Origin of the sequence: Bradyrhizobium sp. 192, assembly GCF_023100965.1 — a bacterium.
Classification (GTDB): Bacteria; Pseudomonadota; Alphaproteobacteria; order Rhizobiales; family Xanthobacteraceae; genus Bradyrhizobium; species Bradyrhizobium symbiodeficiens.
This window is the reverse complement of sequence record NZ_CP064690.1, coordinates 3,275,813-3,300,999: the sequence shown is the minus strand read 5'-3', so window position 1 is coordinate 3,300,999 and position 25,187 is coordinate 3,275,813. Positions and strand designations below refer to the sequence as shown.

Here is a 25,187-nt window from a genome sequence, read left to right as displayed (position 1 = left end):
TCCCGTGCCCGGACGCGCTGCAACGCGGAAGTAGCGCTGCGCTGCATCCGGGCACGAGCTCCTACCTCACCACCGCCCGTTTCGGCTCCACGATCTCGAACATCCGTGGAAACTCGTCCATCAGGCCCATCAGCTCGGCGAGCTTCATCGGGTTGCCCGCGAGCTTGACCTTGCCGGCCGCGACCGCCTCCGGAAAGCTCGTCAGCTTGGCGATCACTTCGTCGAGCGTGGCGCGCGCCAGCGTGAAGCTGGCATCGGCGGCCTCCGCCTGCACGCCCTCGGCATAGGTGAGTGCGCAGTTCTCCAGATTGAGCACGAAGGTCTCGCCGGTGTCTGAGAAATTCCAGTTGAGCACGATGTGCTTTCCTTCCGCCTTCGGACCGTTTAGGCGGATGCCGAGCACGTCCCAGAGCTGCCCGGTGCGCAGCGCAGCCAGCGTCTCGCGCGGCATCGGCGGGCGCGCCGGCACCTTCGGCATGCCCAAGCGCAATTCCTGCGCGCCGAACAGATAGGCGTTGCGCCAGGTCGCGCTTTCGGCGGCGTAGCCGAGCTGCTCCAGCGTGTCGGCGAGCAGAGCGCGCGCCGCCGCATGATCAGGCTCGGCGAAGACGAGATGGCCGAGCGCCTGCGCGATGAAGCGGAATTCACCCTTGTCGAAATCCGCACGCGCCCGCGCCAGGATGGCGTCGGCGCCGCCCATGTATTCGACATATTTCCTTCCGGACTCCACCGGCGGCAGCGGATCGAGATTGACCGGGTTGGCGTCGTACCAGCCGAGATATTTCTGATAGATCGCCTTCACGTTGTGCCGGATCTGGCCGTAATAGCCGCGGCCGTGCCAGGCGCCTTCCAGGCTCTTCGGCAACTGGATCGTCTCGGCGATCTCGGCGGCGGTGAGACCGTGGTTCATCAGGCGGATGGTCTGGTCGTGCGCGAATTTGTAGAGATCGCGCTGCTGCCGGATCATCATGCCGATGCGCTCACGTCCCCACACCGGCCAGTGATGCTGGCCGCACATCGCCTCCGCCTTGCCGTCCCAGAGCTGCAAGGCCTCGCCCAGATATTTCGACCAGGCCAGCGCGTCGCGCACGTCGGCGCCGCGGAACGGCAGCAGATTGTGGAAATTGTGGGTGCAGTTCTCGGCGAGGTTCAGCACCCTGTAGCGCGGAATGAAGAAGTGCATCTCCGCCGGCGCTTCGCTGTTCGGCGCCATCTGGAATTCGAATTCGACGCCGTCGATGACGCGCCTGTCGCCGGTCGCCATGATCAGGTCGGTCGGGCGCAGCAGTGCAACTGATCCTGCCGCCATCGACTTGCCGAGCCCGCAATCCACCTGCCCCCGCGCGCCCTTGGCGAGCAGCGGCCCGAACTGGTACTGGGCACGGCGCAGCATCGCGGGGCCTGCGATGATGTTCTCGGACACCGCGTGCTCCATGAACAGATTCGGCGCGATGATCGGCACGCTGGCAGTGGCCAACACATCCTCCTCCAGCACGCCGCGCGCCCCGCCCCAATGGTCGGTGTGGGTGTGCGTGAAGATGACGGCTGCGACCGGCTTCACGCCGCGATGCCTGAAATAGAGATCGAGCGCGGCCCGCGCGCCCTCGATCGAGGTCAGGGTGTCGACGACGATGACGCCGCTGTCGCCCTCGATCAGCGTCATGTTCGCGATGTCGAGCCCGCGCACCTGGTAGACACCGGGCACGACCTCGAACAGACCGTGCTGCATGTTGAGCCGCGACTGCCGCCACAGGCTCGGATTGACCGTCGGCGGCGCCTCCTCAGTGGACAGGAAGCCGTAAGGCTCGAGACTCCAGACAGTCCGCCCCTGCGGGTTCGTGATCGCAGCGTTTTCGATCGTGCCGAGGAAGCCGCGCGCGGCGTCATCGAAATCCCGCGTGTCGGAAAACGGCAGCGCGTTCAGCATTGCCGTTTGCTGCGCGATGACGGACGCGCTCGCGTCCTTCGGCTCGTTGCTGGCGTTGATCATGTTCTTCCCTCCCGGCCGGTTGCGCGGCATCTAACCGCATCTCGCGGTCGATTGCCATCACCGGTGGAGGCGAAAGGACATTGGATGTCTCTTCTTCCCTTTTCCCTGTGGGAGAAGGTGGCACCGTCTATGCCGCGTGCGCGGCCAGTCCTTCGGTGACCGCCGTTGCAACAGCCGCTTCCGCCAACCGCAATTCCCGCGCCAGCACATAGCCCCCGCGATTTTGCTTGGCCCGGTACAGCGCCTTGTCGGAGCGCGACAGCAGCGCCTCCGCGGTGCGCCCGTCGTCCGGCGCGACGGCAACACCGACGCTGACGCCGAGCTCGATCACCTGTCCGTCGACGTCGTACGGCGCGCCGATCGACTGCACGATGCGCTCCGCCATCGCCTCCGCATCAGCCGCCGCGCGCTGGACCAGGACGAATTCATCGCCGCCCATGCGGATCAACAGGTCGTCTTGCGTGACGAGTGCCTTGAGCCGGCCGGCGACCTGCTTCAGCAGCGCGTCACCGGCGGGATGGCCGAACCGGTCATTGGCCTCCTTGAAGCGGTCGAGATCGAGCGTATGGACCGCAACCATCCCGGCCGACAGCATCAGGGGCAGGTCCGCCGCCAGCACCGAGCGGTTGGATAGGCCGGTCATCGAATCCGAGCGCGCGAGCTGCTCGAATTTCCGCTTCAGCGTGATCTGGCTGATCGAGGCGTTGAAGCTCAACCGAACCATCTCGAAACTCGCGACCACGTACATCAGGATGAGGAGCCCGAGGCCGACGTGGCGCAGATCCGGCTGCATGAAAGTGACGATCGCGGTGGGCCCGGCGATCGCGACCAGATCGAGCAGCGCCGCGACGGGACGCAGCGCCAGCCGCGCCACCACGCCGGCGCCGAAGCCGAATCCAATCCCGATCGCCATCACGGAGCAGAGCGCATCGCCCAGCATGATGCTGCGCGCGGCGAACACGCCAAGCACCAATGCCGTCGCAACGGTGCCGGCAATGTAACGCCGCTCCCAGGTCGCGGCCTCGGCCCGATCGAGTTGCGGTGAACGCGCGAAACGACGACGGAAAGCGAGAATTTCGAACAGACGGACGATCGCCACCATGACACCGGCGACCGTCAGGATCGCCATCACCATGTCCCCGGTCTCGTAGGTCGTGATGGCGCCGACCATTGCGAGGCAGGCGGCCGCGAGAATGTTCGGCATCGTGGTCCCGTGAAGGCCCCCGATGACTTCCAGATAGACGGCATCAGAAATCGACGCCCGTCCGGATTCCATCCTGTCGAAGAACATGCCAGCTCCCATCTTCTGGCATGTTCCTACCTCACATCCGTAAAAAGGGCTGCGTCGCATCACGCTGGCATTTTAGCGCGCGGGTTAACCGCGCGTTAGCCATGCGTGATCCTCGCCCACATTACATCCCGAGCAGTCTCGGCAGCCACAACGACAGGCCCGGCCAGTAGGTCACGACCACCAGGAATCCCAGCATCGTCAGCAGCCATGGCCACACCGCGACCGTGAGCTCGGTAATGCCCATCTTGGCGATGCCCGATGCGACGTAGAGATTGAGACCGACAGGCGGATGGCAGAGGCCGACCTCCATGTTGACCGTCATCAGGATGCCGAAATGAATGGGATCGATGCCGAGCTTGACCGCGACCGGAAACAGGATCGGGGCCATGATCAGGATGATCGAGGACGGCTCCATCACGTTGCCCGCCACCAGCAGCAGGAGATTGACGAGCAGCAGGAAGCCGATCCACCCTAGGCCCTGGTCGATCATCCATTGCGCCAGCGCTTGCGGCACGTTCTCGTAGGTCATCAGGAACGAGAACAGCACGGCGTTGGTGATGATGTAGAGCAGCATCGCCGAAAGGTTCGCCGACGACAGCAGCACCCGCGGCACGTCCCGCAGCTTCAGATCCTTATAGATGAACACCGCGACGATAAAGGCGTAAACCGCGCTGACGGCGGCGGCCTCGGTCGGCGTGAACAGGCCGCTGTAGATGCCGCCGATCACGATCACGATTAGCAGGATGCCCCAGATCGACTTGCGGAACGCATCGAAGCGCTGCATGAACGTCGCCTTCGGCATCCGCGGATAGTCGTTGCGCCAGGCGCGATAGAAGGTCGTGGCTCCAAGCAGGAACGCGAGCACGAGTCCAGGTATGATGCCCGCGATGAACAGCTTGCCCACCGAGCTGTTGGTGGAGACGGCGTAGAGAACCATCGGGATCGACGGCGGGATGAGGATTCCGAGCGAGCCCGACGTCGTGATCACGCCGGCGCCGAACCGCTTCGGGAAGCCTTGCGCGACCATCGCCGGCAGGATCACCGAGCCGATCGCCACCACGGTTGCCGGCGAGGAGCCGGAGATCGCGGCGAACAGCGCGCAGGCGACCACTCCCGACAGCGCCAGACCGCCGTACCAATGGCCGACCAGCGAGGTTGCGAAATTGATCATCCGCCGCGCCACGCCGCCATGGGTCAGGAAGTTGCCGGCGAGGATGAAGAACGGGATCGCCATGATCTCGAAATTCTCGATGCCGGTGAACAGCTTCAGCGCCACCGATTCCGTTCGCACGTCGGTCAGCGTGAACATGAAGCTGAGCACGGTGAGACCAAGCGCGATCGAGATCGGCATGCCCGTCAGCATCAAGGAGAGCAGCAGCCCGAACACGATGGCGACGCGCAGGCCCTGCGGCAGCGTGATGACGTGAGCCGAATGAGCGAAGCACAAGGCGACGATCAGGACCGGCAGCAGCATCAGGATCCAGCCGAGCGGGCTGCGCTCGTCCCGGACGACCTGGGTGGGCGTCACCGGGGCCGGATGCACCGGGTCCACCTCGACCCCTTCGACGCCGGCCATGTCGTGATGCGGCAGTTCGCCGGTGTGGTAGAACGACCAGGCGACCTGCAGGAAGCGGAAGCACATCAGGCCGGAGCCGAGCGGGATGGTGAGATACACCATCCACATCGGCGCCTCGAGATCGTTGGACTGCTGGCCGGTCTGCCACATCTGGCCGACGAAAGCGGCGCCGAAATAGGCGACGATGGCGGTGAAGAGCGCGCCACACAACAAACCGAAGGTGATGACACGTCGGCGCGACCCGCCGGGCAGGATATTGACCAGCACGTCGACGCCGACATGGATGCCGGTCCGCACGCCATAGGCGGCGCCGAACTTCGCCATCCAGATGAACATGTAGATGCAGAGTTCCTGCGCCCAGGACAGGTCGAGCGCGGCGAGCCAGACGAACGCAGCTCGCATGGGGACGGCGAGGAAGGTCAGGTTGCGGGCTTCCGCCCATTTGGCGATGTCGATCGACAGCCCGGCGCCGTAGCGGTGCAGCACGGCGACGAAGATGAGCGAGGTCGCAGCCGCGATCATCGTCGCGATCAGCCATTCCTCGAGATGATCGAGCACACGATTCAGCACACGCAGCAACTTCGTCCCCCCAGCATTGGCTCGTCCATCCAAGAGCGAAACGGCCGGGAGTGCATCACCCCCGACCGTTGCCATTGTTCTTGTTAGGACGCGGCCGTCAGTTCATCTTGACGTCGAGTTCCTTGGCGACGAGATCGAGCACCTCCTGCCCGACCCGGCCCTTTGCCCATTTATAAGTCGGCTGCATCGCTTCCTGCCATGCCTTTCGATCGGCGTCGGTGAGGTAATGCAGAGTCGTCTTACCCGTCTTCTTGATCTCGGCCAGTGCGTCCTCGTTCTCCTGGCGCGCGATCGAGTTGGTGTAGTCGGTCGCATCCGCCATCGCCTTGTCAAGCTGGGTGCGGATATCGGGCGGCAGCCCCGACCAGAATTTCGAATTGACGATGACGGCATATTGCAGATGCGCGTGATAGGACACGGTGATGTCCTTCTGCACCTCGTAGAATTTCTGCGTCAGATAGTTGGAAGCGGTATTCTCGCAGCCGTCGACCACACCGGTCTGTAGCGCCTGGTAGACTTCGGAGAACGCCATGATCTGAGGGATCGAGCCCATGATGCGGAGATATTGGTCCGCGACCTTCGATCCGGAGATGCGGAACTTCAAGCCCTGAAAATCGGTCGGTTTCAGCAAGGGGCGGTTGGCGGAGAGCATATGGAAGCCATTGTCCCAATAAGCGAGCCCCGTTATCCCCTTGGCCGCGAGCTTCTCGAACAGCCACTTGCCGACCGTGCCCTTCATCGCGTTGGAATAGGCCTGCTCGTCCTTGAACAGCCAGGGCAGGTCGAGCGCCTCGAACTCCTTGATGCCGAGCGGCGCGAATTTCGCGGTCGAGGGCGCGAGCATCTGCACGGAGCCGAGCTGCAGCGCCTCGATCTCTTCTTTATCCTTGTAGAGCGTGGAGTTCGGGTAGATCTCGACCTTGACCTTGCCGTCGGTGTATTTCTCGGCGAGCTCCTTGAACTTCAGCGCGCCCTTCCCTTTCGGGGTGTCGTTGGCGACGACGTGGCTGAATTTGATGACGATCGGAGTTTGCGCCTGCCCAACGGCAGGGGCCAGAACCAGCGCGGCGGCCGCGACCGCGAGAAGCAGTTTGCGCATGAAGACCTCCCCAACAACCTCGAAAATCGGGTTCTTTTTGTTTTACAGGTCAGTAGTGGCAGCAATCCGCAAGCCGAACAACTAGACCTAAGCCCAATTTGCCGCAGCCAAGCTATCTTGACGAAAGCTGTCTGCGCAACCCGCCATCCGCGCCCGTTCAACAGAACGAGCGCTTATGCCGCATTGCGGCAAGGCATCAGTTCTTGCGCTGGGCGACCATGAACAGGCGACGGAACGGAAACAGGGTCTGCCCCGCCGCATTCTTCGGATAGGCCTTCGCAACCCGCGCGCCATAGGCGGCTTCGAATGCGATCTTCTCCTCGCCTGCGAGCACGTCGAGATAGCGCGTCAGCCAGGTCCCCTTGGTCCATTCCTTGACGGGGTTCTCGCCTTCGAGCACCTGCAAATATTCGGTCTCCCAGATGTCGATGTTATCAGACATCGGCGCAAGCAGATCGTGGTAGAAGGCCGGCCCTTCGACCGGGGGCGGCGTGACGAGATGCTCGACCTTGGACCGCCACGGACCATCGAGAGCGGTCTCGCCGATCAGCACATGGGAGGGCGCCAGAAAGTTGCGCGGCATCTGCACCGCAAGCATGCCGCCAGGCCTCACCTTCTCCATGACCGACGGAAACAATGCCGCATGATTGGGCAACCAGTGCAGTGCGGCATTGGAATAAATCAAGTCGTACTGTCTGGCGGGATGCCAATCGCCGAGATCCTCGTGCGACCATTCCACGTCGGGGGCGGCCTTGCGGCCGGCGGCAACCATCTCGGCCGAGCCCTCGACGCCGGTCACGTTTGCCTCCGGCCAGCGCTCCTTGATCAGTTTCGTCACGTTGCCGGCACCGGCGCCGAGATCGACGATCTCGCGCGGGGCAAAATCGGGAATCCGCATCAAAAGGTCCACGGCGGGCCGCAGCCGGTGACCGGAGAATTTCAGATATTGCTGCGGATCCCAGACCATCGCTCAACGCCTTTTTCTTTTTCGTGTTTCCTTCAACGCCGCTCTTGGTTACCACTGCTCGTCCCGCTCAGGCAATTCGCAAGGTCCGCGGGACGGACAGGAAACGAACACCAACAAGCAAGAACCAGACAAGAGAGCGTGTGACCATGGACCTCGGGCTCAAATCGAAAACCGCTGTCGTCACCGGCGCGAGCATCGGCATCGGCCGCGCCATCGCCAAGGGCCTCGCTGCCGAGGGCGTGCGGGTCGTCGGCGTGGCGCGGCGCACCGATCTTCTCGCCGAACTGGTGAAGGAGGTAGGCTCCGGGCTGATCACGCCGTTCGGGCAGGACGTGATGGCCAAGGACGCGGCGGAGAGGATCGCAGCCTTTGCATTTAAGGAGCTCGGCCATGTCGACATCCTCATCAACAATGCCGGCGGCAGCCGCCCGCTGCCGGTCGATGCGCCCGACAGCAAATGGGACGAGGCGATCGCGCTGAACTTCACCAGTTACCGCCGCATCGCGCATGCGCTGCTGCCGCAGATGATCGAGCGCAAATGGGGCCGCATCGTCAACATCACCGGCAAGTCCGAGCCCGAAGGCCTCAACGCAGCCTTCGCCGCGAAAGCAGCGGTCCACGCCTGGGCCAAGGGCCTGTCGCGCGAGATCGGCGAGCACGGCATCACCATCAACTGCATCCCCCCCGGCCGCATCATGAGCGAGCAGATCCGCCGCAACTACGCGCCCGATTATCGCGAGCGCTTTGCGGAAGAGGAAATCCCCGTGGGCTATTGGGGCGAGCCGGAAGATCTGGCAGCACTCGCGGTGTTCCTGGCCTCGCCGGTGGCGCGCTACATCACCGGAACGGTGATCCCGGTGGATGGGGGGCTGAGGCGGTATCAGTTTTAGAGGCAGCCGTCGGATGGGTTGAGTGCAGCGAAACCCATCGACAGCATCCAGAGAGGTCTCGATGATCGAGAGGTACTCAGACCACGCCGCAAACGAGCGGACTTTTCTCGCCTGGGTCAGGACGGGCATCGCGATCATCGCGTTTGGCTTTGTCGTCGAGAAATTCAACCTCTTCGTCCGAACGATTGCCGAAGCCAGCAGGACGGACACCGGGTCTCGATTGCAACTCGATCGCTTCACGGGCCCGTTCAGTCACTATGACGGCTTGGTGCTGATCCTGATCGGGATCGCCATCATCATGATTTCGCTTATTCGCTTCATCAGGATCGGTCGAATGATCGACGACGCCCAATCTCACTCCGCCGTGGGCATCAAGGCAGAACTGAGCTGCTGCCGGTTTGATGGACACCGAGATTGGGTGTTTCATGAAGCCGGAGGTGGTCATGCAGAGACGGAAGTTCAGTCGAGAGTTCAAGGTCGAGGCGGTCAAGCTTGTCAGGGAACGAGGGGTGTCGGTGGCGCAAGCCGGCCGCGACCTGGGGGTTCATGAGAACGTGCTGCGCAAATGGGTGAAGGAGTTCGGCTCCGATCCCGTTCAGGCCTTCCCCGGCCACGGGCAAATGAAGCCTGAGCAATTGGAGATCGAGCGGCTGCGGCGCGAGGTCACCAAGCTGAAGGCGGAGCGGGACATCCTAAAAAAGGCCGCTGCCTACTTCGCGAAGGAAGCGACATGAAGTTCGGCTTCATCGCGAAGCACCGGACCATCTGGCCGGTGGCATGGCTATGCGAAGCAATGGGCGTATCGCGGTCGGGCTTCCATGCCTGGCTGAACCGATCGCCCAGCGCCAGATCCCGAAGCGACGAGACGGTAGGCCAGAGGGTCAAGGCGAGCTTCGTTGCCAGCGACCGGACCTATGGCGCACGGCGCGTCTGGAGAGACCTTCTGGCAGACGGCGTCGACTGCGGCCTGCATCGAATCGAGCGGCTGATGCGCCTGCAGGCCTTGCGGGCGAGACCAAGGCGCCGGCGCCTGCCGAAGGACGAAGGCGACCGGCAGATAGCGAACGTGCCGGCGAACCTTCTGGATCGTCAGTTTGTGGCTGAGCGGCCGAACCAGAAGTGGATCGCCGACTTCACCTACATCTGGACCGCCGAGGGCTGGCTCTACGTGTCGGCCGTGATCGACCTGTTCTCGCGCCGTGTGGTCGGCTGGTCGATGAGCTCTAGTATGACAGCGCAATTGGTTGCCGATGCCCTGTTGATGGCAGTCTGGCGCCGCGGCAACCCGGATGCTTTGATGCATCATTCCGATCGCGGCAGCCAATACGTCAGCGAACAGTTCCAGCGCCTGATGGCCGACAGCGGGATCGTTTGCAGCATGAGCCGATCCGGCAATGTGTGGGACAACGCGGCGATGGAGAGCTTCTTCTCGTCGTTGAAGACCGAGCGCACCGAGCGCAAGACCTATCGCACCAGGAACGAGGCAAGAGCAGATGTGTTCGACTACATCGAGCGGTTCTATAACGCCGTCCGGCGTCATTCGACCATCGGCTATCTCAGCCCCGTTGAGTTCGAGCGTAAGGTGGGATTAGCTTAACCTGGTGTCCATCAAACCGGCAGCAGCTCAAACTGGTGCTTGCCGTCGTGCTGGGCCTGGTCGTGACAGCGATGACGGTCTATTTTGCGCTCTGACTTCGTCGTTGATCACGGGCCCCGTAGGATGGGTAGAGCGCAGCGAACCCCATCGACCGCTTTCAAGATCGAACATGATGGGTTTCCCAGTGCTCTACTGATCTACCCATCCTACAACGCCGTGCTCATCAGCCGTTTTCGCCGATCAATCGTGCAACTGTGGCAGTCGCATCACACTATCAGTTCTGAGACCCGTGCCGTTACGCTCGCAGCAAGACTGCCACTCCTGCAAAAACAAGCACTCCAGATCACCGGCGTGGCGGGGCCATGCTGTCGAGACGAAATCGGTCGGCAGGTCGTCGATGCTCAGCCAATGGATCGAGCTATGCCTAATCGTGGAGCCGTGTTTGCCAGTCTGAAGGCACGGCCCCAGCCGGCCCGGGCACCGGCTGATCCGAAGGATGGGATTGAGGGCCCTGAAGCTTGGGACCGACGAAAGCCTCTCCTGTCCGATAGTCGTAAAACCATCGCTCGCCCGGCTCGAAGCTCGTGATGATCGGGTGACCTGTCGCCGCGTTGTGTTTCGACGCATGCTGGTTGGGCGACGCATCGCAGCAGCCGATGTGGCCGCATTGGGCACATCTGCGGAGATGAAACCACCACCCGCCTGCCGCTGAACAGTCCGCGCAACCCGTTCCGCTCGGCTTGGCTGCGAGGTTGATGCCATCGCTCTCAGACATCATGGGTCAATCCACTGGACGTGCCAGCGGTCACCGCAGATGCATTCACGCCGCGATCTCCGCCATGATCGTATTTTGCCAGTGTTTTGCCCGACGGGTCAACGTCACGGTCGCCCGGAGCCCAGTCCCGGCACCGCGCGAAAATCACCCGATCGATCAAGGGACGTTCTACTGTGCATGGGGTTGTTTTCGAGATTACGGTACGAACCCTTCACTCCGCCTGCAGGATCTCCGCAATCGCGGCGTACGCCGCGATGGTGCCGAGCTCGCCGCCGACATCAGTTTTGAGCCTCGCAAGCGTTGGCGAAGCCGCCAGTGAAAGTGCTTCAAAAATAGCCATCAGGAACCCGGCTTGGCGCCGCTCCTTGGCGCTTAGTCTTTGAGCGTGTCCAAAAACAATTCGCAATAACCTATCCAAATGGATAGCATCACTCCAATTGCCTTGTGCCACTTTGTCTTTTTTCATTGGTTGATTGGGGATAGGTCGTCCGTGAATGGGAATGACGCTGACGAGCGCTTCCTGGATATTCTTTTTCGTGGCGTTACGAACGCGGAAGAGTTCGGAAACGCCGTCCGCCTGATCCAGGAAAGTTTTACGTGCCGCGCTGCCACATTGGTCACCGTGGATGCGCAGGATCCAACCGCCAGTTTCGTATGGACCTCCGGCATTCTGGAGCAGCACATCGAACGCTACCAAAGGGACTATGCCCAGCTCGATCCGGCCCCGGCGCTGTACCTCCGCCAACCGGTCGGAAAAGCGCTCAGCACCGACCGCATGTTCACGCGCGAGGAGCGCGACAAGGACCGCTTCTACAACGAGTATTTTCTGCCGCTCGGCCTGATCGAGACGCTCGGCGGCCCGCTCTACGTCGAGCAGGGTTCGTTCGGGATGATCGCGCTGATCCGCGGCGAAGATCGGCCGCCATTCGATGACGACGATGCCGCACGGCTCGAACGCTTGATGCCGCACATCGCGCGCGCCTTGCTGCTGCGCCGATCGTTCTTCCGGATCGACGCCCGCAGTCTCGGGCTGCAGGCATCGCTCGACCGCATGCAGGCCGGCTTCATTCTGCTCGACAATGAAGGTGTGACGCTGTTCGCCAATACCGCAATGCGCACCATCGCGCAGCGCGGCGACGGATTCGCGCTTGATCGCAATGGGCGTCCTCTGCCCGTCAAAATCGAGGCGCGCCAGCGCTTCGATGCGTTGGTGGACGACGTCGCGAAAGGCGGCGTCGGCGGAATTCTCACGGTGCCACGCAGCAGCGGGCGAGACTACGTCGTTCTGGTCGCGCCGGCGCCGCAGCCGTCCACCCAATCGCATTGGGAGAAACGCGGCACGATCGGTGCGACCGTGGTCGTGCACGATCCCGAGTTCGAATCGGCGAACACGGCGGACATCCTGTCCAAAGGACTGGGATTGCCGAATGGCGCAGCACGCCTGGTCGCATCACTTGCCGCCGACGACGACTTGAAGAGCTTTGCCAAGGCCGAAGGCGTCACCATCCACACCGCGCGGTTTCACTTGCGAACCGCGCTGGCGCGAACCGGCGCCAAGACCCAGGCCGAACTGGTGCGGCTGGCAGTGCGTCTGCTTCGTGATTTTGCGCTCGCAGATTCCCCGGTCCGGTCCGGACGGCAGGACGCTATCGCTGGGCAGGCCCAGCGGCAGACCAAGCCGAAGCGCCCCGGCGCCGCATCAACGGGGAAGGCATCTCCCCAGACGCGGTGACGCCAAACGCTCCGCGGCTGCGCTCAGGACAGGCGCAGCTCCGGCCAACGCCGCCCGCCCCACCCCATCACGAGCCTTCAGTACTTCGCAACCACCGCGCCGGGCGCGAAGCGGTAGTTGAGACCGATCTTGGCCTGGCTCGTGGTCGGGTGATCCGAGATCACCGTGCCATCGTTCGCGATGTTGGTCTTGCGGCCGAAGTCGATGTAATCATACTCGGCGCGAGCCGACCAATTCCTGCCGAGGTCGAACTCGGCGCCGTAGCCTATCGTCCAACCGGTCCGGTTCGATGATGTGCCGAAGCTGCTGACCGCAACGCCCGCCACGTTGTTGCAGGGAGGGTTGCCGCCCGGCGCGTTGGTGATACAGCCGGCGCTCAGCCGCGACTCCGTGAAGGCTGCACCAGCTTTCACATAATAGAGCGTTCGCTCATAAGCATAGCCGACACGTGCCGTCGCCGTAGCGACCCAGTCGCTCTTGCTGGTGCAGGCGAACGAAGCCGGGCTGAATGCCCCGGGGATCAGGAGATGCGTGACGGGATCGATGCCGGTGCCGGTCCCGCAGGTTCGCGCACCCTTGATGGCGGCCGCGCCGATCTCGCCCTCGACGCCGAACACCCATTGATTGACCTGATAATTGTAGCCCGCCTGCCCGCCACCGATCGGCCCGAACGCCCAGACCTTGGCGCCGTCGTTGGCCGCACCGGGGAAGCGGACATCGGTCGTGCCATAGTCGGCGCCGAAGAAGCCGCCGATGTAGAACCCGGTCCAGCTCACCGGACCCAGCACCGCGCCCCGCGCCTTGACCGGCGCCTTCACCGGCAGCACGGCCGCAATCGCCTCGGGCGTGAACTGGTAGCGAATACCGGCATTGCCGGTCCAGCCGTCGATGTTGCTGCCGTTACGATAATCGACCCGGGCAAAACCCAGCCAGCCGGTATTGGCAACCTGGCCGGCGATGCCGAGCGAGTACTGGCCATAGGTACCAACCCGCGATGTGGAGGTTGTCTGCACATAGGTCGCCGGATTGAAAGGTGGTCCACCGCCGAGCGGCGTCTGCACCGCGTTGTACGATACATAGCGTGACGTCACGGGATCGGCGAACTCATGGAACACGCTGACGGAAGCAAACGGCTGCCAGATCATGTTGCCGGAATTGATCGTGGTGCCGCCACGCAGGCTCAGCCGGCCCATCGTGCTGGTGATGTCATCGACGGAGTTAATGCCGGCGATCCCGGAGTTGACCGTTCCGCCCGACGTGAAATTGTCGACCCGGGTCTTCGACCAGATCAACCCGCCCGACGGTTCGATGAACCAGTTGTTGGCCAGTGCGAAATTGTAGCCGGCAGACGCTGCCACGGATATGCCCCGCGCGCTCGTCGGCTGATTGAAGAAGCCGAGCGCCGGATCATTCAATCGCATGTTGTAGAATTCCTGCCGCGCCATGACGTCCGCGAAAAAACGGTCGCGGGTTGCGACGACGTAGCCGCCCACGAACGGCACCTCGATACGGGTGCCGAAGCCGGAAAGATTGTCCTTGGAATCGGAGAATACGTAGCCGCCCGTCGCGCCCACATGCACGTTCCATCCATTCCAGTTCAGCCGCGCGAGGTCCTGGCCGACCTGGACTCCATAGAAATTGTTGGTCTGGTCGTTGTTGCAATTCGTCGTGGCTGTGGTGTTTGCCGGCGCGTTGGCAGGAACTGTGAACGTTCCGTTGGATGACGAGGTGCTCTTCAGATTGGCCTCGCCGCCGACGGCGCGCGCCCAGGCGCCTCCGCCGGGCTGATTGGGAGCCGCATTGGATGGTGCCGAGACGAATGCGCTGCCCTGCTGCGTTAGGAAGATGGTGTTGATGTTGCCGATCGCGCCAGCCAGCGAGCTTGCGACCGCGCTCGACGGAGCAGCCAGAGTATTCAGGTTGAGGACGGGCCCAACGGTGTTCGACGTACAGTTCGGCGTCGTGGGAGCCGGGGGAGGCAATACCTGAGCGGTCGCTTCGCCGGACGCGAACGCCAGCACCAAGGCTGCGGTAGCGGTTAAGACGGCGCGGGACAGCAGGCTCGATTTCATAGCGACGGCAATTGTCATCCGTTTCCCCAACCGACTGAACCGACAAAGCAACGACTTGAATGGCTACGGGAGTCGAATTTCCCCCACACTACCCATTTGGATAGGACCGCCAGTAAGAAATGCGTTGTGACTTGCGCGCCACATGCGACACTCCTGCGGCCGACTGTTACCTGCATCACACTGCGATATCTGTCGCGTCATCTTCGACGCTTAATGTAATTGATCAAGAAACGCCGCGGCGATATTGCTCGGAACAAACTGGCGAGGCTCGAGCCGGCTCGTCCACAATGAGTGGCGCTCGAAACTTTGGTGCGCGGGCCGTCGAACCGCGCCGGGAACAGCGATGATCAAACGCGTGATGCACATGGTCGCTGCGATCGGGGGAGCCGCCATCATGATGGTGCTCGTCTGCAACGCAGCGCGCGCGGAACGGCGCGTTGCTCTGGTCGTCGGCAATGGCAGCTATCAGAGCGTGCCGAAGCTTTCCAATCCGGCGCGCGATGCCGCCTCCGTCGCGAAAATGTTTCACGATGCCGGCTTCGAAACGGTCGAAGTGCAGGTCAACGTCGGCAACCTCGAATTCAAGCGTGCCATTCGGAAGTTCGAAACCGTAGCCGACCAGTCCGACATCGCGATCGTCTACTATGCCGGTCACGGGCTCGAGATCGGCGGCGTGAACTACCTCATCCCGGTTGACGCACGGCTCGCCTCCGATCGCGACGCAGAGGACGAGGCGATTCCGCTGGAGCGTCTGGTGTCGTCGGCCGACGGTGCGCGGCGGCTGCGCCTGATCATCCTGGATGCGTGCCGCGACAATCCTTTCGTGACGACGATGCGGCGCGAGCGCAAAGCTGCCAGCCGCGGCGTCAACGCCGGCCTCGGCCGGGTCGAGCCGACCGCGACCGACACCTTGATCGCCTACGCCGCAAAGGCCGGTTCGACCGCCGACGATGGCGACGGCGAGCACAGTCCGTTCACGACGGCGGTGCTGAAGAACCTCACAATACCTGGCCTTGATGTCCGGCTGGCGTTCGGTCGCGTCAGGGACGAGGTGCTGAAGATCACCGGCCACCGGCAGGAGCCGTTCGTCTATGGCTCGCTAGGCGGCGGCAGCATCTCGTTGGTGCCGGCGCCCGTTACGCCGCAGGACACGCCTGTCAACGAAGTGAAGGCCGATTTCGAACTGGTGCAGAAGATCGGCACAAAGCGGGCTTGGGAGGTGTTTCTCGCCAGTCATCCTACCGGCTTTTATGCCGATCTTGCGCGCGGAGAGATCGAGAGGCTTAATCATCCAGTACCGGCAGCGCCTCCCGGTATGGTGCTGACGGCGTTACCACAACCGCCCTCCCCCGGCCGCGAGACGCCGACCAGGGAGGCGCTCGAATGGGACAAGTTGAAGGACTCTACGGACAATGGAGCGCTTGGGCGCTTCGTCAAACGTTTCCCCGACTCGCCCTTGGCCGTCATCGCGCAGCAACGCATTGACGTTCTTCAGAAGGCGGAACGCGAACGTGCGGAGCAGGCTCGCGCCGTTCAGGAAGCCGCTCGCAAGGCGGCCGAAGAGGCACTACGCCAAGCCGAACAGCGCAAGGCAGAGGCCCTCGCCGTCCGGAAGCGTGAAGAAGAGGAACGACGCGCACGAGAGGCCGAGGCCGCGGCGAAAGCGAGGGCGGCCGCAGCCGAAGCGGAGGCCTCTCGCAAGCGGGCCGAGGACGAACGGCGCGTCAAGGCCCTCGATGAGCAGCAGAAGGCCAAGACGGCGGAAGCCGAACGCAAGGAGGCGGCGGCCAGGCTGAAGGCCGAGCAGGCTGAGCGCGACAAAGCCGTAGCCGATGCAGCCGCGGCGCGCGCCATCGCAGAGAAGCAAGCCAGACAAGCAGATGAAGCGCGCAAGGCGGCGGAAGAGGCCGCAACTCGCGAAGCGACCTGCAAGACCGAGCAGGCAAAGCTCGACGACATCACCTCCCGGGGCAGTGAAGGAACGGGTCTCGACCAGTTGACGGTGTTCAGCCGGGCCCTGACTTGCGAACGTCTTTCCGGTCTGGTTGCCACGACGCTGGACAAGTTCAGGGCGGAGGCCACCAGGCGTGCCGCAAGCGCGCCGAACTCGCCGGAACTGGTCAGAGCCGCGCAGGCCGAATTGTTACGTCTCGGATGCCTCTCAACCAAGATCGACGGGGTCCTCACTCCCGCAACCGGCGACGCGATCCGGCGTTATCTGACGATCCAAGGTCAACCCTCGGAGACCATCAGTGTGACCGGCGAATTTGTCGGCGAACTCGCCAAGCGAGCGACGCGGGTTTGTCCGCTTCAGTGCAAAAGCGGAGAGGCGCTGGAGAATGATGTCTGCGTCGCCGCCGACAAGGTGAAGCCAGCCGAGGAGGCCAATACAGGCGCCCGCACGAGGCCAAACAAGCGTCAGGCCGATCGCGAGGATCGCCGGGCCAAACCCGTGGCCACGGCTACACCGCGTGCGCGACAGCAGGCGACGGCACGCCCAAGCATCGTCAGCGGAGGCGGCGGAAGCCATGCCATCATTGGCGTCGGATTCTAGGTCGCGATTTGCGACATGTCATATCCACTTTTGTGCGGCAGATATGCGTCCTCGCGAGGTCCTTTAGGAAATGGAGCAGAAATCCAGCGCACGACTTGGTTCCGCGCTGACGCGCTGTTTGATGCCGGAACGGTCAACCGGCCACCGCGTTGTCTCCTATATAAAAGGAGAAGATCATGAGCGTTGAAGGCAAGATCAAGGAAGGCGCCGGTTACGTCAAGGAAGAGATGAACGAGCACGGCAAGGATCCCGAGAGCCAGCGCAAGGCTCAAGAGGGACGCGATCTTCGCAATGAGGGCCGCATGGAAGACGGCAAGGCCCCGAAGACCACGAAGCCGGGCACCGGCCACTAATCCGATCTGATTCAAACCGCCTCCAGCTATGTCGGAGGCGGTTTTATTTTGGAAGCAAAGAGCGCACCGAACGCGGGCCGCCCCTGACCGAGGAAAGTTCATGTCCAAGAAGCCGCTGGCCGAGATCGCAAAGGACATGGCCGGCATCGACATCGCCATTCTTTCGAGCCACACCGTCAACGGCGAGATCGCCAATCGTCCGATGAGCAACAACGGCGATGTCGCCTATGATGGCACGTCGTATTACTTTGCCTATGAACAGACTCGTACCGTATCGGACATCCAGCGAAATCCGAAAGTCGCGCTCGGATTTTCGTCGGAAGCGGGTCTCTTCTCGCAAGGGATCTACGTAGCCGTGGAGGGCACCGCCGAGCTGATCCGGGACAAGGCCGTCCTTCGACAGCATTGGACCAGCGACCTCGACAAGTGGTTCGACGACGGCATCGACACGCCGGGCATCGTCCTGATCAAGGTGAAAGCCAACCGGGTCACCTATTGGAAGGGCCGTGAAGAGAGCGAAGGTTGCGCTCTGATCGGCACGGTCGATCGTGCGGCGATTCTTTCAGTGGTTCTTCCGGAATCGCGAAACCGGTGTCATCACCATCGCGCAGTGGCCGAATCTGATCCTTTGGATCGTGATCGTCGCGGCCGCTCTGCTCTGGCTATTTCCGTTCGCAGGTCAAACCAACTTCGCCTTGAAGATCGTCATGAGAGGCGGTCTTATCATTTGGGGCTTCGACGAAATACTCCGCGGTGTCAACCCTTGGCGGCGCTGTCTCGGCGCCGCCGTCGTCGTGTATCAGATCATGGTCCTTCAGCCTTGACGGGCTCAACCGCTGCCGGTGTTTTGCCCGACGAGTCAAATTGATCGCAGCGGCAAATGCCATCGTCTCTCGGCCCGAAATTGCCTTATCGATCAATGGCCTTCTACTGTGCATGGGGTTGTTTTTCGAAATTTTGCATTGAGCCCCGAGAAAAAATGTGCCGGCACCACTCATCCCGCCTGCAGGATCTCCGCAATCGCCGCGCCGGCTGCGATGGTACCGAGCTTGCCGCCGACATCGCGCGTCGCCCTGCCCTCGCCAAGCGCCTTCGCCACCGCCGCCTCGATCGCGCGCGCGGCCTCCTCGTACCGGACGGCGCCGCTTCTCTCGCCGTGCCAGGCGAGCAGCAGGGCCGTCGACAGGATCAGCGAAACCGGATTGGCGACGTCCCGGCCGGCGATGTCGGGCGCCGAGCCGTGCGCGGCCTGCGCCATGGCGTAGCGGTCACCGACATTGAGGGAGCCGCCGAGGCCGAGGCTGCCGGACAGCTCCGCCGTGAGATCGGACAGGATGTCGCCGAACATGTTTGTGGAGACGATCACGTCGAAACGACCGGGGTTGCGGACCACATGCGCCATCATGGCATCGACCAGGATGTCGTCGATGCCGAGGCCCGGATAGGCCTTCGCGGCCTCGCGGCAGATGTCGAGGAACATGCCGTCCCCGATCTTGAGCACATTGGCCTTGTGCACGATGGTGAGATGCTTGCGCCGCTTCATCGCCAGCCGGCAGGCGGCGTGCGCGATGCGTTCGCAGCAGAGGCGCGTGATCCTTCGCAGCGAGATCACGACATCTGGCGTCACCAGCATCTCGCCGTTGCCCTGCTCCATGTTGCGGTCGGAATAGAAGCCTTCGGTGTTCTCGCGGACCACGACAAGGTCGAAATCACCGATGCGACCCGGCCTGCCCGGATAGGTGCGCGCGGGCCTGACATTGGCGTAGAGGTCGAGGTTCTTGCGGAAGTGCCGGGACGGGTTGATCTCGCCATGCGCCTCGTCCTTGAAGTCGAAGGTCGCGGTCGGACCCAGGATCAGGCCATCGGCGGCGCGGACGATGTCGAGTAGCTCTGGGCGCACGGTCGTGCCTGACAGCTTCAGGCTCGCGTGCCCGACCGCGTGCTCCTCCAGACGCAAATTGAGCTGGAAGCGCTCGGACGCCGCGCGCAGCACACCCGATGTCGCAGTCGTGATCTCGGGCCCGATGCCGTCACCGGGCAGAACGACGATTTGCATGGCGATCCCCTGACATTTGCAGCAGCGGCGCGATCATACGCCAGCGTGAGCCGGCATCGCCTCAGCTTCGCGCATACACCGCATGCAGGCATATGCCTGTGGAAGCGACGCCAGCCGTAGTACATGCCAAATTCCTCTATCGCCACGCCGCCAAGGCAACGCGCGAACGCAATGACACCAAGGCAATGACAATCACGTTACCTGCCGCCGCGCGCGAGCCCGACCACACCACCTCTGACGGCCTCCCGGCCGAGCGGCGGCGCTGGGCGATCGCCGCGATCTTCACCGCGCTGGCGATGGCCTCGCTCGACACCGCGATCGCCAACATCGCCCTGCCCGCCATTGCCGCCGATCTGCATGTCTCGCCGGAGCAGTCGGTCTGGGTGGTCAACGTCTACCAGATCGCGCTGGTGGCGACGCTGCTGCCGCTGGGCGCGCTCGGCGAGATCGTCGGGCACCAGCGCATCTATCTCGGCGGCCTGATCCTGTTCACTATCGCCTCGCTGCTCTGCGCGGTGGCCTGGTCGCTCGACAGCCTGCTGGTCGCGCGCACGCTGCAGGGGCTGGGGGCCAGCGGCATCATGAGCGTCAACACGGCGCTGGTGCGCTTCGTCTATCCCGGACGGATGCAGGGCCGCGGCTTCGGCCACAACGCACTCGTGGTCGCAACCGCCTTCACCGTCGGACCGTCGGTCGCCTCCGCCATCCTGGCGATCGGCCCGTGGCCGTGGCTGTTCGCCGTCAACATCCCGTTCGGCCTCGTCGCGATCGGCATCGGCTTTGCAATGCTGCCGAAGACGCCGCGCGCCGATCACGGGTTCGACTTTCTCGGCGCGATGCTGGCGTCGGCCTGCCTCGGCCTGTTCATCACCGGCATCGGCAGCGCCGCGCATAATCTGTCGCCGGTGGTCGTGGGCGTCGAGCTGGTCACGGCCCTCGTGCTCGGCTTCATCCTGACGCGCCGGCACGCCGCTCACCCGGCGCCGATGCTGCCGATCGACCTGTTCAGCCGGCCGATGTTCGCGCTGTCAGCCGCGACCGCGGTGTGCTCCTTCGCCGTGCAGGGCCTCGCCTTCGTCTCGCTGCCGTTCTATTTCGAAGACGTGCTCGGCCGCTCGCAGGTCGAGACCGGCTTCTTCATGACGCCGTGGCCGTTGGTGGTCGGCATCATGGCGCCGATCGCGGGGCGCCTGTCCGACCGCTACGCGGTCGGCGTGCTCGGCGGCATCGGCCTGGTGCTGCTCGGCATCGGCATGGCGCTGCTCGCGACGCTTCCGACCAACCCCGCCATCGCCGACATCATCTGGCGGATGGTGATCTGCGGCATGGGCTTCGGTTTCTTCCAGGCGCCGAACATGAAGGCGGTGATGTCGAGCGCGCCGCCGCATCGCAGCGGCAGCGCGTCGGGAATCGTCGCCACCGCGCGCCTGATCGGGCAGACCACCGGCGCGGCGATCGCCGCGGCCTGCTTCGCGCTCGCAGGCCACGACGGCGCGACCTTGGCGCTGGCGCTCGGCGCGGGCTTTGCCGCGCTTGGCAGCGTGATGAGCTTTTTGCGGTTGGCGGTGAAGTAGGCCCATCGGCGCGCTTCAGCGCGAGTCGACCTTTACGGCGCCGTCTGCGCGATGGGACGGCTCACCACTGCCGCGGCGTCGAGCGGCTCACATGTGATGGTCCGTTGAAACCTTGGCGGTCCCTTCCAGCCCGCGGTCTCGCTCACGGGCACAAACGTGCTCCCTTGCGGTGCCAGGATGATCGGCTCCGATTTCAGGCAGAGATCGGGAAATGCAATGCCGTGACCCGCCCCTTGGGTGAACCGCCCGACCAGCATTTGGGAGGCCCGCATCCTCGTCGCCGGCGAGGCCCGCATCGTGCGGTCGGGGTCGAACACGCGGTAGCATGGCCAATCGGTGCGGCCCGCTTCGAACTCGTAAACGATACGGCACGCCGCTCCCGCCGATTTAACGAACGGCGTATTCGAGGGCGCCGCAGCATCGCGTTCGAAAACCAGGGTCTCCAGCTTCAACGCTTCCGTGGTCGCTGTGGGCTTGCCCGGTTCGATCGCGATTTCCCCACGCGAGAACACCAGCTTGGTCCTGGGTCGTGCGTCCCTGGTCTCCAGCACCAGCATGGGCCTCTCCGCCCACGAGCGGTCCAGCTCCACGTCACCGTTGCCCATCGTCAGCCGCACATTGCCGACGGAGGGGTTGTCCCTGGCAAAATCGATCGTGCGAAGGTGCACGCTCGACTTCGACGCCTCGAGGCTCAGAAATCGCAAATCGTCCACCTTGCGCGTGATCGGCATCATCGGATCGAAGCGATCGTCGATGTTGAACCGGACGATCTTCTTCAGCTTGGCCGAGAGAGGTCCTTTGGCGGCGAGCGGCGGTGCAACGTCGATCACGAGCAGGGCGCCTTCCGGCGAGAAGGTGTTGCCGAAGGCGCGCTGCCAGATGGCGGTCAGCGGCGAATCTGTGCGCTGTGCGATGTCCCGCGCGAAATAGATCTGCTGTCCGGGGCGAACAAACGGAAAGCTCTGAAAGGCACCGAGCCCGGAGCCGTCACGGACCTCAGTTTCGGGGAAGGTGACGCATTTGGACCGGTCGTCATCGGTCCCCTCGACCTTCCTGGACGCGGAGCGCGAACAGAAGCTCAGATGGTGCTCCTTCGTCTTCTGCGGGCTGATCGAAGTCGCATAGATGATGTCGGGACTTCCGGGGACTTCCATCGGAAGCGGAGAGCTCGCGAACATGTCGATTTCCACGCGGGTGAGCGACGGGCCGGCGTCGATCGAGCACAGATCCCGGGTCGGCAAGGTGTTGGTGAGGAGACGCGCAGCATCGGCGCCGACGATGCAGGATACGCTGTTCTCCGGGTTGTTCCGGCTCATCCAGATCAGATGATCCCTGCCCGCTCCATCGACCAGGAGATGCGGTGCCGCATGCCGCCGGCGCGACGGCAACCAGACCGGCATGGTTTCGGTCAGCATGGGTACGCGCCTGAGCAGCACATCCGGCAACCGCGTCACCCCGACTGAGCTCAGTTCGGCGCTGACCGCATTCGGATCGGCGGTCCATTCGAGGACGGGAACATTCGCGCAGGTGATGCAGGTCACGGCGAGATTGGAGCGAAGGTTCTCGAACATAAGAATGACCTGATCAGGATCATTGGCGTATTTGGCAGGCAGAATCGACTTGAATGGATGATTGACCACGCGGCTGACCAGAAATCCGTTCGACCGCGACGGGTCGGAATCGAATTCGAAATAGGTCGATCGGTCCCAGCCGCGAAAGGCGTCGTATCCTCCGAGGCTCACGCCTGCCAGAACCATCTTGGAGTCGGTCTGACAGCGCGCCGCGCTGCTCTCCTGGCTGCCGTTTCGTATGTAGAGACAGAGTCGAAAAGCCGCGTTCTGCAGAATGCGATCGCAGTCGTTCTGGTTATAGCCATAGGTCGCAAGGCCATGGCGATAGCACAGGTCGTGAAAGACGCAGGCCTGCCTGAAGCGCTGCAGGACGAGATGGCGCTTCTGGTCGGAATCCCGGCCGCCGTCGAAGAATATGTTGGCCCAGGGCGGCAGGCTGCAGTTCAGGCCCTCGCCACTGCCACCGATGGTGCTGACGACGTCCGGCCCGGATTGAAAGGCCGTGATGGTGGCGGGCATCTCACCGTCAGTGATGTCGTCGACGTTCCTGTAGATGGAATCGGCGATGAAGGAGGGCAGATATGCGAAGACCAGCACCGCCACGACGATCAGCGCAACCGACCAGAGGATCACTTTCCTGAACATGGCTTACCCCCGCTAAAGCTTTTCCGGCAATGACGTCGGTCGCAATGGCAGACGAGCACTGAGCCTCGCGGACCATTCAAAGGCCCGCGCGGAACGTTCAGATGCCGAAAATCGCAGCAGTGTCGTCCCGATGACGATCAGCTTGAGGTTGTCCTGCTGTCAAGCCAGGATCTCACACATGACAGCCGATTTGATACCCGGACGGCCCGCCGGGCAGCGCATCAAAACGTCGTGGGCGGGTCCATCGCGTTGCGGATGTCAGGCCAGATGTCGAGCCTCGGTCGCGCCCGCAGCCACGGCTGGACTCGGCATTTGCTCGTCCAGCGCCGCCAGGCGCTCATCGATGGCGGCGATGACTTTGCGGGAAAACGGTCCGAGATGGGCATAGGCGGCGATCATCTGGACCGCAATGCGCGCCGATGACGTGTCGCGCTTAGCGCAGTTCATGAACGTCTGCCACAGCGGCCCGCGCGCTTCGGGAAGCGCGGAGACGACACGATGCACGGTCTCCATCGCACCGAGCTTGGCGCGGATATCCCCTTCCGCGAGTTCGTGACGCTGCCGCGAACGGTCGAGCAGCGTCATCAAGCGGTCGACGCGTCCTGCATAGGCGGCCGGGCTGTAGACATGCTCCAGCACGCGCTTGTAGTCCGTCAGGATGTCGCGCAGCGGGCGCACCGGATCGAAATTGATCCCGGCCGTGCACTGATCGGCACCGATGGTCGGCGCCACATCGTGGCCGATGTGGAGCCGGCCTTCGCGCTCCAGGCGGCGCGTCAGCTGCGTGTTCGGCAGGGCATAGAGCAGTCCGACCATGCTGACGGGAATCGCCGCTTCCTCGATGAAATCGATCATGGCGTCCGCCATGGAGACCTTCTCGTTGTCGAAGCCGACGATGAAGCCCGCAGTGACGAGCATGCCGGCGGCGTAGATCTTGTGGATGCTCTCGGCGATGTTGCGCCGCGTGTTCTGCTTCTTCCGCATCGCGACCAGCGTCGCCGGATCCGGACTTTCGATGCCGACGAAGACGGCGAAGAAATTGGCTGCGCCCATCAGGTCCAGCAGTTCGGGATCGTCTGCCAGATTGACCGAGGCTTCGGTCGACAATTCGAAGGGATAACCGTGCGCGCGCTGCCACTCGGCGAGTTGAGGCAGGAACAGCCTGAGCGACTTCTTGTTGCCGATGAAATTGTCGTCGACGAAATCGAGATGGCCGCGGTAGCCCATGGTGTAGAGTCGGTCGAGTTCCGACAGCATCTGCGCGTTGGTCTTGGTCCGCGGCACGCGGCCATAGAGCTCGATGATGTCGCAGAACTCGCAGGTGAACGGACATCCGCGGGAATACTGCACGCCGAGATACATATAGTCCTCGAACTTGAGCAGATCGAAGCGCGGCACAGGCGTCTTGGTCACGTCCGCCTGGAATTTCGGTGCGGTGAAGGTGCCGGACCGCGCGCCGCCTTCCCAGGCCGCGATGAATTCGTCGATGACGCTCTCGGCTTCGCCGAGCACCCTGAAGTCGGCCCGTTCATAGATGTGCGGGCTCGAGGTCGGATCCGGTCCCCCCACGACCACCGGCTTGCCTGCGGCACGGCAAATCTCGATCAGGCGCAGCGTGTCGGCCTGCTGCGGCATCATCCCGCCGGTGAAGACGACGTCGGCCCAGGCCAGATCCTCGTCGCTGAAGGGCGCCGTGTTGCAATCGATCAGCCGGACCGTCCAGCTTTCGGGCAGCATCGCGGCAACGGTGATCAGGCCCAAGGGAGCGGCCGGGCGCTTTACACCCAACACCTTGCAGGATTCGCCAAAGGTCCAGAAGGATTCCGCCGAGAACAGCGGATACAGCATCAGCACGTTGGGACTTGG

Annotated in this window: 19 protein-coding genes and 1 pseudogene; 8 read left to right on the top strand and 12 right to left on the bottom strand. The window is 63.2% G+C overall.

What is annotated here, in order from left to right; genetic code table 11:
• Positions 1–61: 61 nt before the first annotated feature.
• The 6 genes and pseudogenes from IVB24_RS15005 to IVB24_RS14980 form a co-directional block, all read right to left on the bottom strand.
• The gene (locus tag IVB24_RS15005; protein ID WP_247773470.1) at positions 62–1,990 is read right to left on the bottom strand and encodes an alkyl sulfatase dimerization domain-containing protein; all 1,929 of its coding nucleotides are present in this window, start codon (positions 1,988–1,990) and stop codon (positions 62–64) included.
• A 127-nt stretch (positions 1,991–2,117) separates the two neighbouring features.
• Positions 2,118–3,281: a GGDEF domain-containing protein gene (locus IVB24_RS15000; RefSeq protein ID WP_247773467.1), complete on the bottom strand. Its 1,164-nt coding sequence runs from the start codon at positions 3,279–3,281 to the stop codon at positions 2,118–2,120.
• Positions 3,282–3,402: 121 nt separating this feature from the next.
• Positions 3,403–4,683 (bottom strand): TRAP transporter large permease subunit, encoded by a 1,281-nt coding sequence (locus tag IVB24_RS40215; RefSeq protein WP_244607618.1) that lies wholly within the window; start codon positions 4,681–4,683, stop codon positions 3,403–3,405.
• Between the two features lie 270 nt (positions 4,684–4,953).
• Positions 4,954–5,259: pseudogene (locus IVB24_RS40210) on the bottom strand (TRAP transporter small permease); the annotation flags it as partial.
• A 274-nt stretch (positions 5,260–5,533) separates the two neighbouring features.
• Complete coding sequence (locus IVB24_RS14985) at positions 5,534–6,535, bottom strand: DctP family TRAP transporter solute-binding subunit (protein WP_247773465.1); 1,002 nt, start codon at positions 6,533–6,535, stop codon at positions 5,534–5,536.
• Between the two features lie 196 nt (positions 6,536–6,731).
• The gene (locus IVB24_RS14980) at positions 6,732–7,502 is read right to left on the bottom strand and encodes a methyltransferase domain-containing protein (protein ID WP_247773462.1); all 771 of its coding nucleotides are present in this window, start codon (positions 7,500–7,502) and stop codon (positions 6,732–6,734) included.
• A gap of 146 nt (positions 7,503–7,648) precedes the next feature.
• Here IVB24_RS14980 and IVB24_RS14975 point away from each other — a divergent pair, with 146 nt between their 5' ends.
• The 3 genes from IVB24_RS14975 (at position 7,649) to IVB24_RS14965 (ending at position 9,989) form a co-directional block, all read left to right on the top strand.
• Positions 7,649–8,392, top strand: a complete 744-nt coding sequence (locus IVB24_RS14975) for an SDR family oxidoreductase (protein WP_247774100.1) — start codon at positions 7,649–7,651, stop codon at positions 8,390–8,392.
• Between the two features lie 61 nt (positions 8,393–8,453).
• Complete coding sequence (locus IVB24_RS40205; protein ID WP_346771374.1) at positions 8,454–8,942, top strand: DUF202 domain-containing protein; 489 nt, start codon at positions 8,454–8,456, stop codon at positions 8,940–8,942.
• Positions 8,836–9,989 (top strand): IS3 family transposase gene (locus IVB24_RS14965; RefSeq protein WP_247768201.1). Its coding sequence is split into 2 segments (ribosomal slippage): positions 8,836–9,085 and positions 9,085–9,989, totalling 1,155 coding nucleotides; the frame shifts between segments, so codons are not numbered across the junction. Before IVB24_RS40205 ends, IVB24_RS14965 begins: the two co-directional genes overlap by 107 nt.
• A 424-nt stretch (positions 9,990–10,413) precedes the next feature.
• Here IVB24_RS14965 and IVB24_RS14960 read toward each other — a convergent pair.
• Positions 10,414–10,764 (bottom strand): UBP-type zinc finger domain-containing protein, encoded by a 351-nt coding sequence (locus tag IVB24_RS14960; RefSeq protein WP_094975841.1) that lies wholly within the window; start codon positions 10,762–10,764, stop codon positions 10,414–10,416.
• Positions 10,765–10,975: 211 nt separating this feature from the next.
• Entirely contained in the window at positions 10,976–11,230 is a 255-nt protein-coding gene (locus IVB24_RS14955) for a hypothetical protein (protein WP_247773458.1), read from the bottom strand.
• A 24-nt stretch (positions 11,231–11,254) separates the two neighbouring features.
• Between IVB24_RS14955 and IVB24_RS14950 the strand changes: the two genes are divergently transcribed.
• Complete coding sequence (locus IVB24_RS14950) at positions 11,255–12,496, top strand: hypothetical protein (protein ID WP_247773456.1); 1,242 nt, start codon at positions 11,255–11,257, stop codon at positions 12,494–12,496.
• Positions 12,497–12,573: 77 nt separating this feature from the next.
• On the opposite strand, the gene IVB24_RS14945 is transcribed toward IVB24_RS14950, so the two are convergent.
• Positions 12,574–14,586 carry an autotransporter domain-containing protein gene (locus IVB24_RS14945; RefSeq protein ID WP_247773454.1) on the bottom strand — a complete coding sequence of 671 codons (2,013 nt, stop codon included), beginning with the start codon at positions 14,584–14,586 and terminating at the stop codon, positions 12,574–12,576.
• Positions 14,587–14,911: 325 nt separating this feature from the next.
• Between IVB24_RS14945 and IVB24_RS14940 the strand changes: the two genes are divergently transcribed.
• The 3 genes from IVB24_RS14940 (at position 14,912) to IVB24_RS40200 (ending at position 18,343) form a co-directional block, all read left to right on the top strand.
• Positions 14,912–17,122, top strand: a complete 2,211-nt coding sequence (locus IVB24_RS14940; protein WP_247773451.1) for a caspase family protein — start codon at positions 14,912–14,914, stop codon at positions 17,120–17,122.
• 176 nt (positions 17,123–17,298) lie between these two features.
• The gene (locus tag IVB24_RS14935; protein WP_162859471.1) at positions 17,299–17,475 is read left to right on the top strand and encodes a hypothetical protein; all 177 of its coding nucleotides are present in this window, start codon (positions 17,299–17,301) and stop codon (positions 17,473–17,475) included.
• Between the two features lie 100 nt (positions 17,476–17,575).
• Entirely contained in the window at positions 17,576–18,343 is a 768-nt protein-coding gene (locus IVB24_RS40200; RefSeq protein WP_346771373.1) for a pyridoxamine 5'-phosphate oxidase family protein, read from the top strand.
• A gap of 126 nt (positions 18,344–18,469) precedes the next feature.
• Here the strand turns inward: IVB24_RS40200 and IVB24_RS14920 are convergent, their stop codons facing one another.
• Entirely contained in the window at positions 18,470–19,531 is a 1,062-nt protein-coding gene (locus IVB24_RS14920) for an isocitrate/isopropylmalate family dehydrogenase (RefSeq protein WP_247773449.1), read from the bottom strand.
• Between the two features lie 185 nt (positions 19,532–19,716).
• Between IVB24_RS14920 and IVB24_RS14915 the strand changes: the two genes are divergently transcribed.
• Entirely contained in the window at positions 19,717–21,105 is a 1,389-nt protein-coding gene (locus IVB24_RS14915; RefSeq protein ID WP_247774099.1) for an MFS transporter, read from the top strand.
• Between the two features lie 32 nt (positions 21,106–21,137).
• On the opposite strand, the gene IVB24_RS14910 is transcribed toward IVB24_RS14915, so the two are convergent.
• Together IVB24_RS14910 and IVB24_RS14905 are read right to left on the bottom strand one after the other, a co-directional pair.
• On the bottom strand, positions 21,138–23,321 hold the full coding sequence (locus IVB24_RS14910) for a hypothetical protein (protein ID WP_247773447.1): 2,184 nt from the start codon (positions 23,319–23,321) through the stop codon (positions 21,138–21,140).
• Between the two features lie 258 nt (positions 23,322–23,579).
• Positions 23,580–25,169: a B12-binding domain-containing radical SAM protein gene (locus tag IVB24_RS14905; protein WP_247774098.1), complete on the bottom strand. Its 1,590-nt coding sequence runs from the start codon at positions 25,167–25,169 to the stop codon at positions 23,580–23,582.
• Between the last annotated feature and the right edge of the window lie 18 nt (positions 25,170–25,187).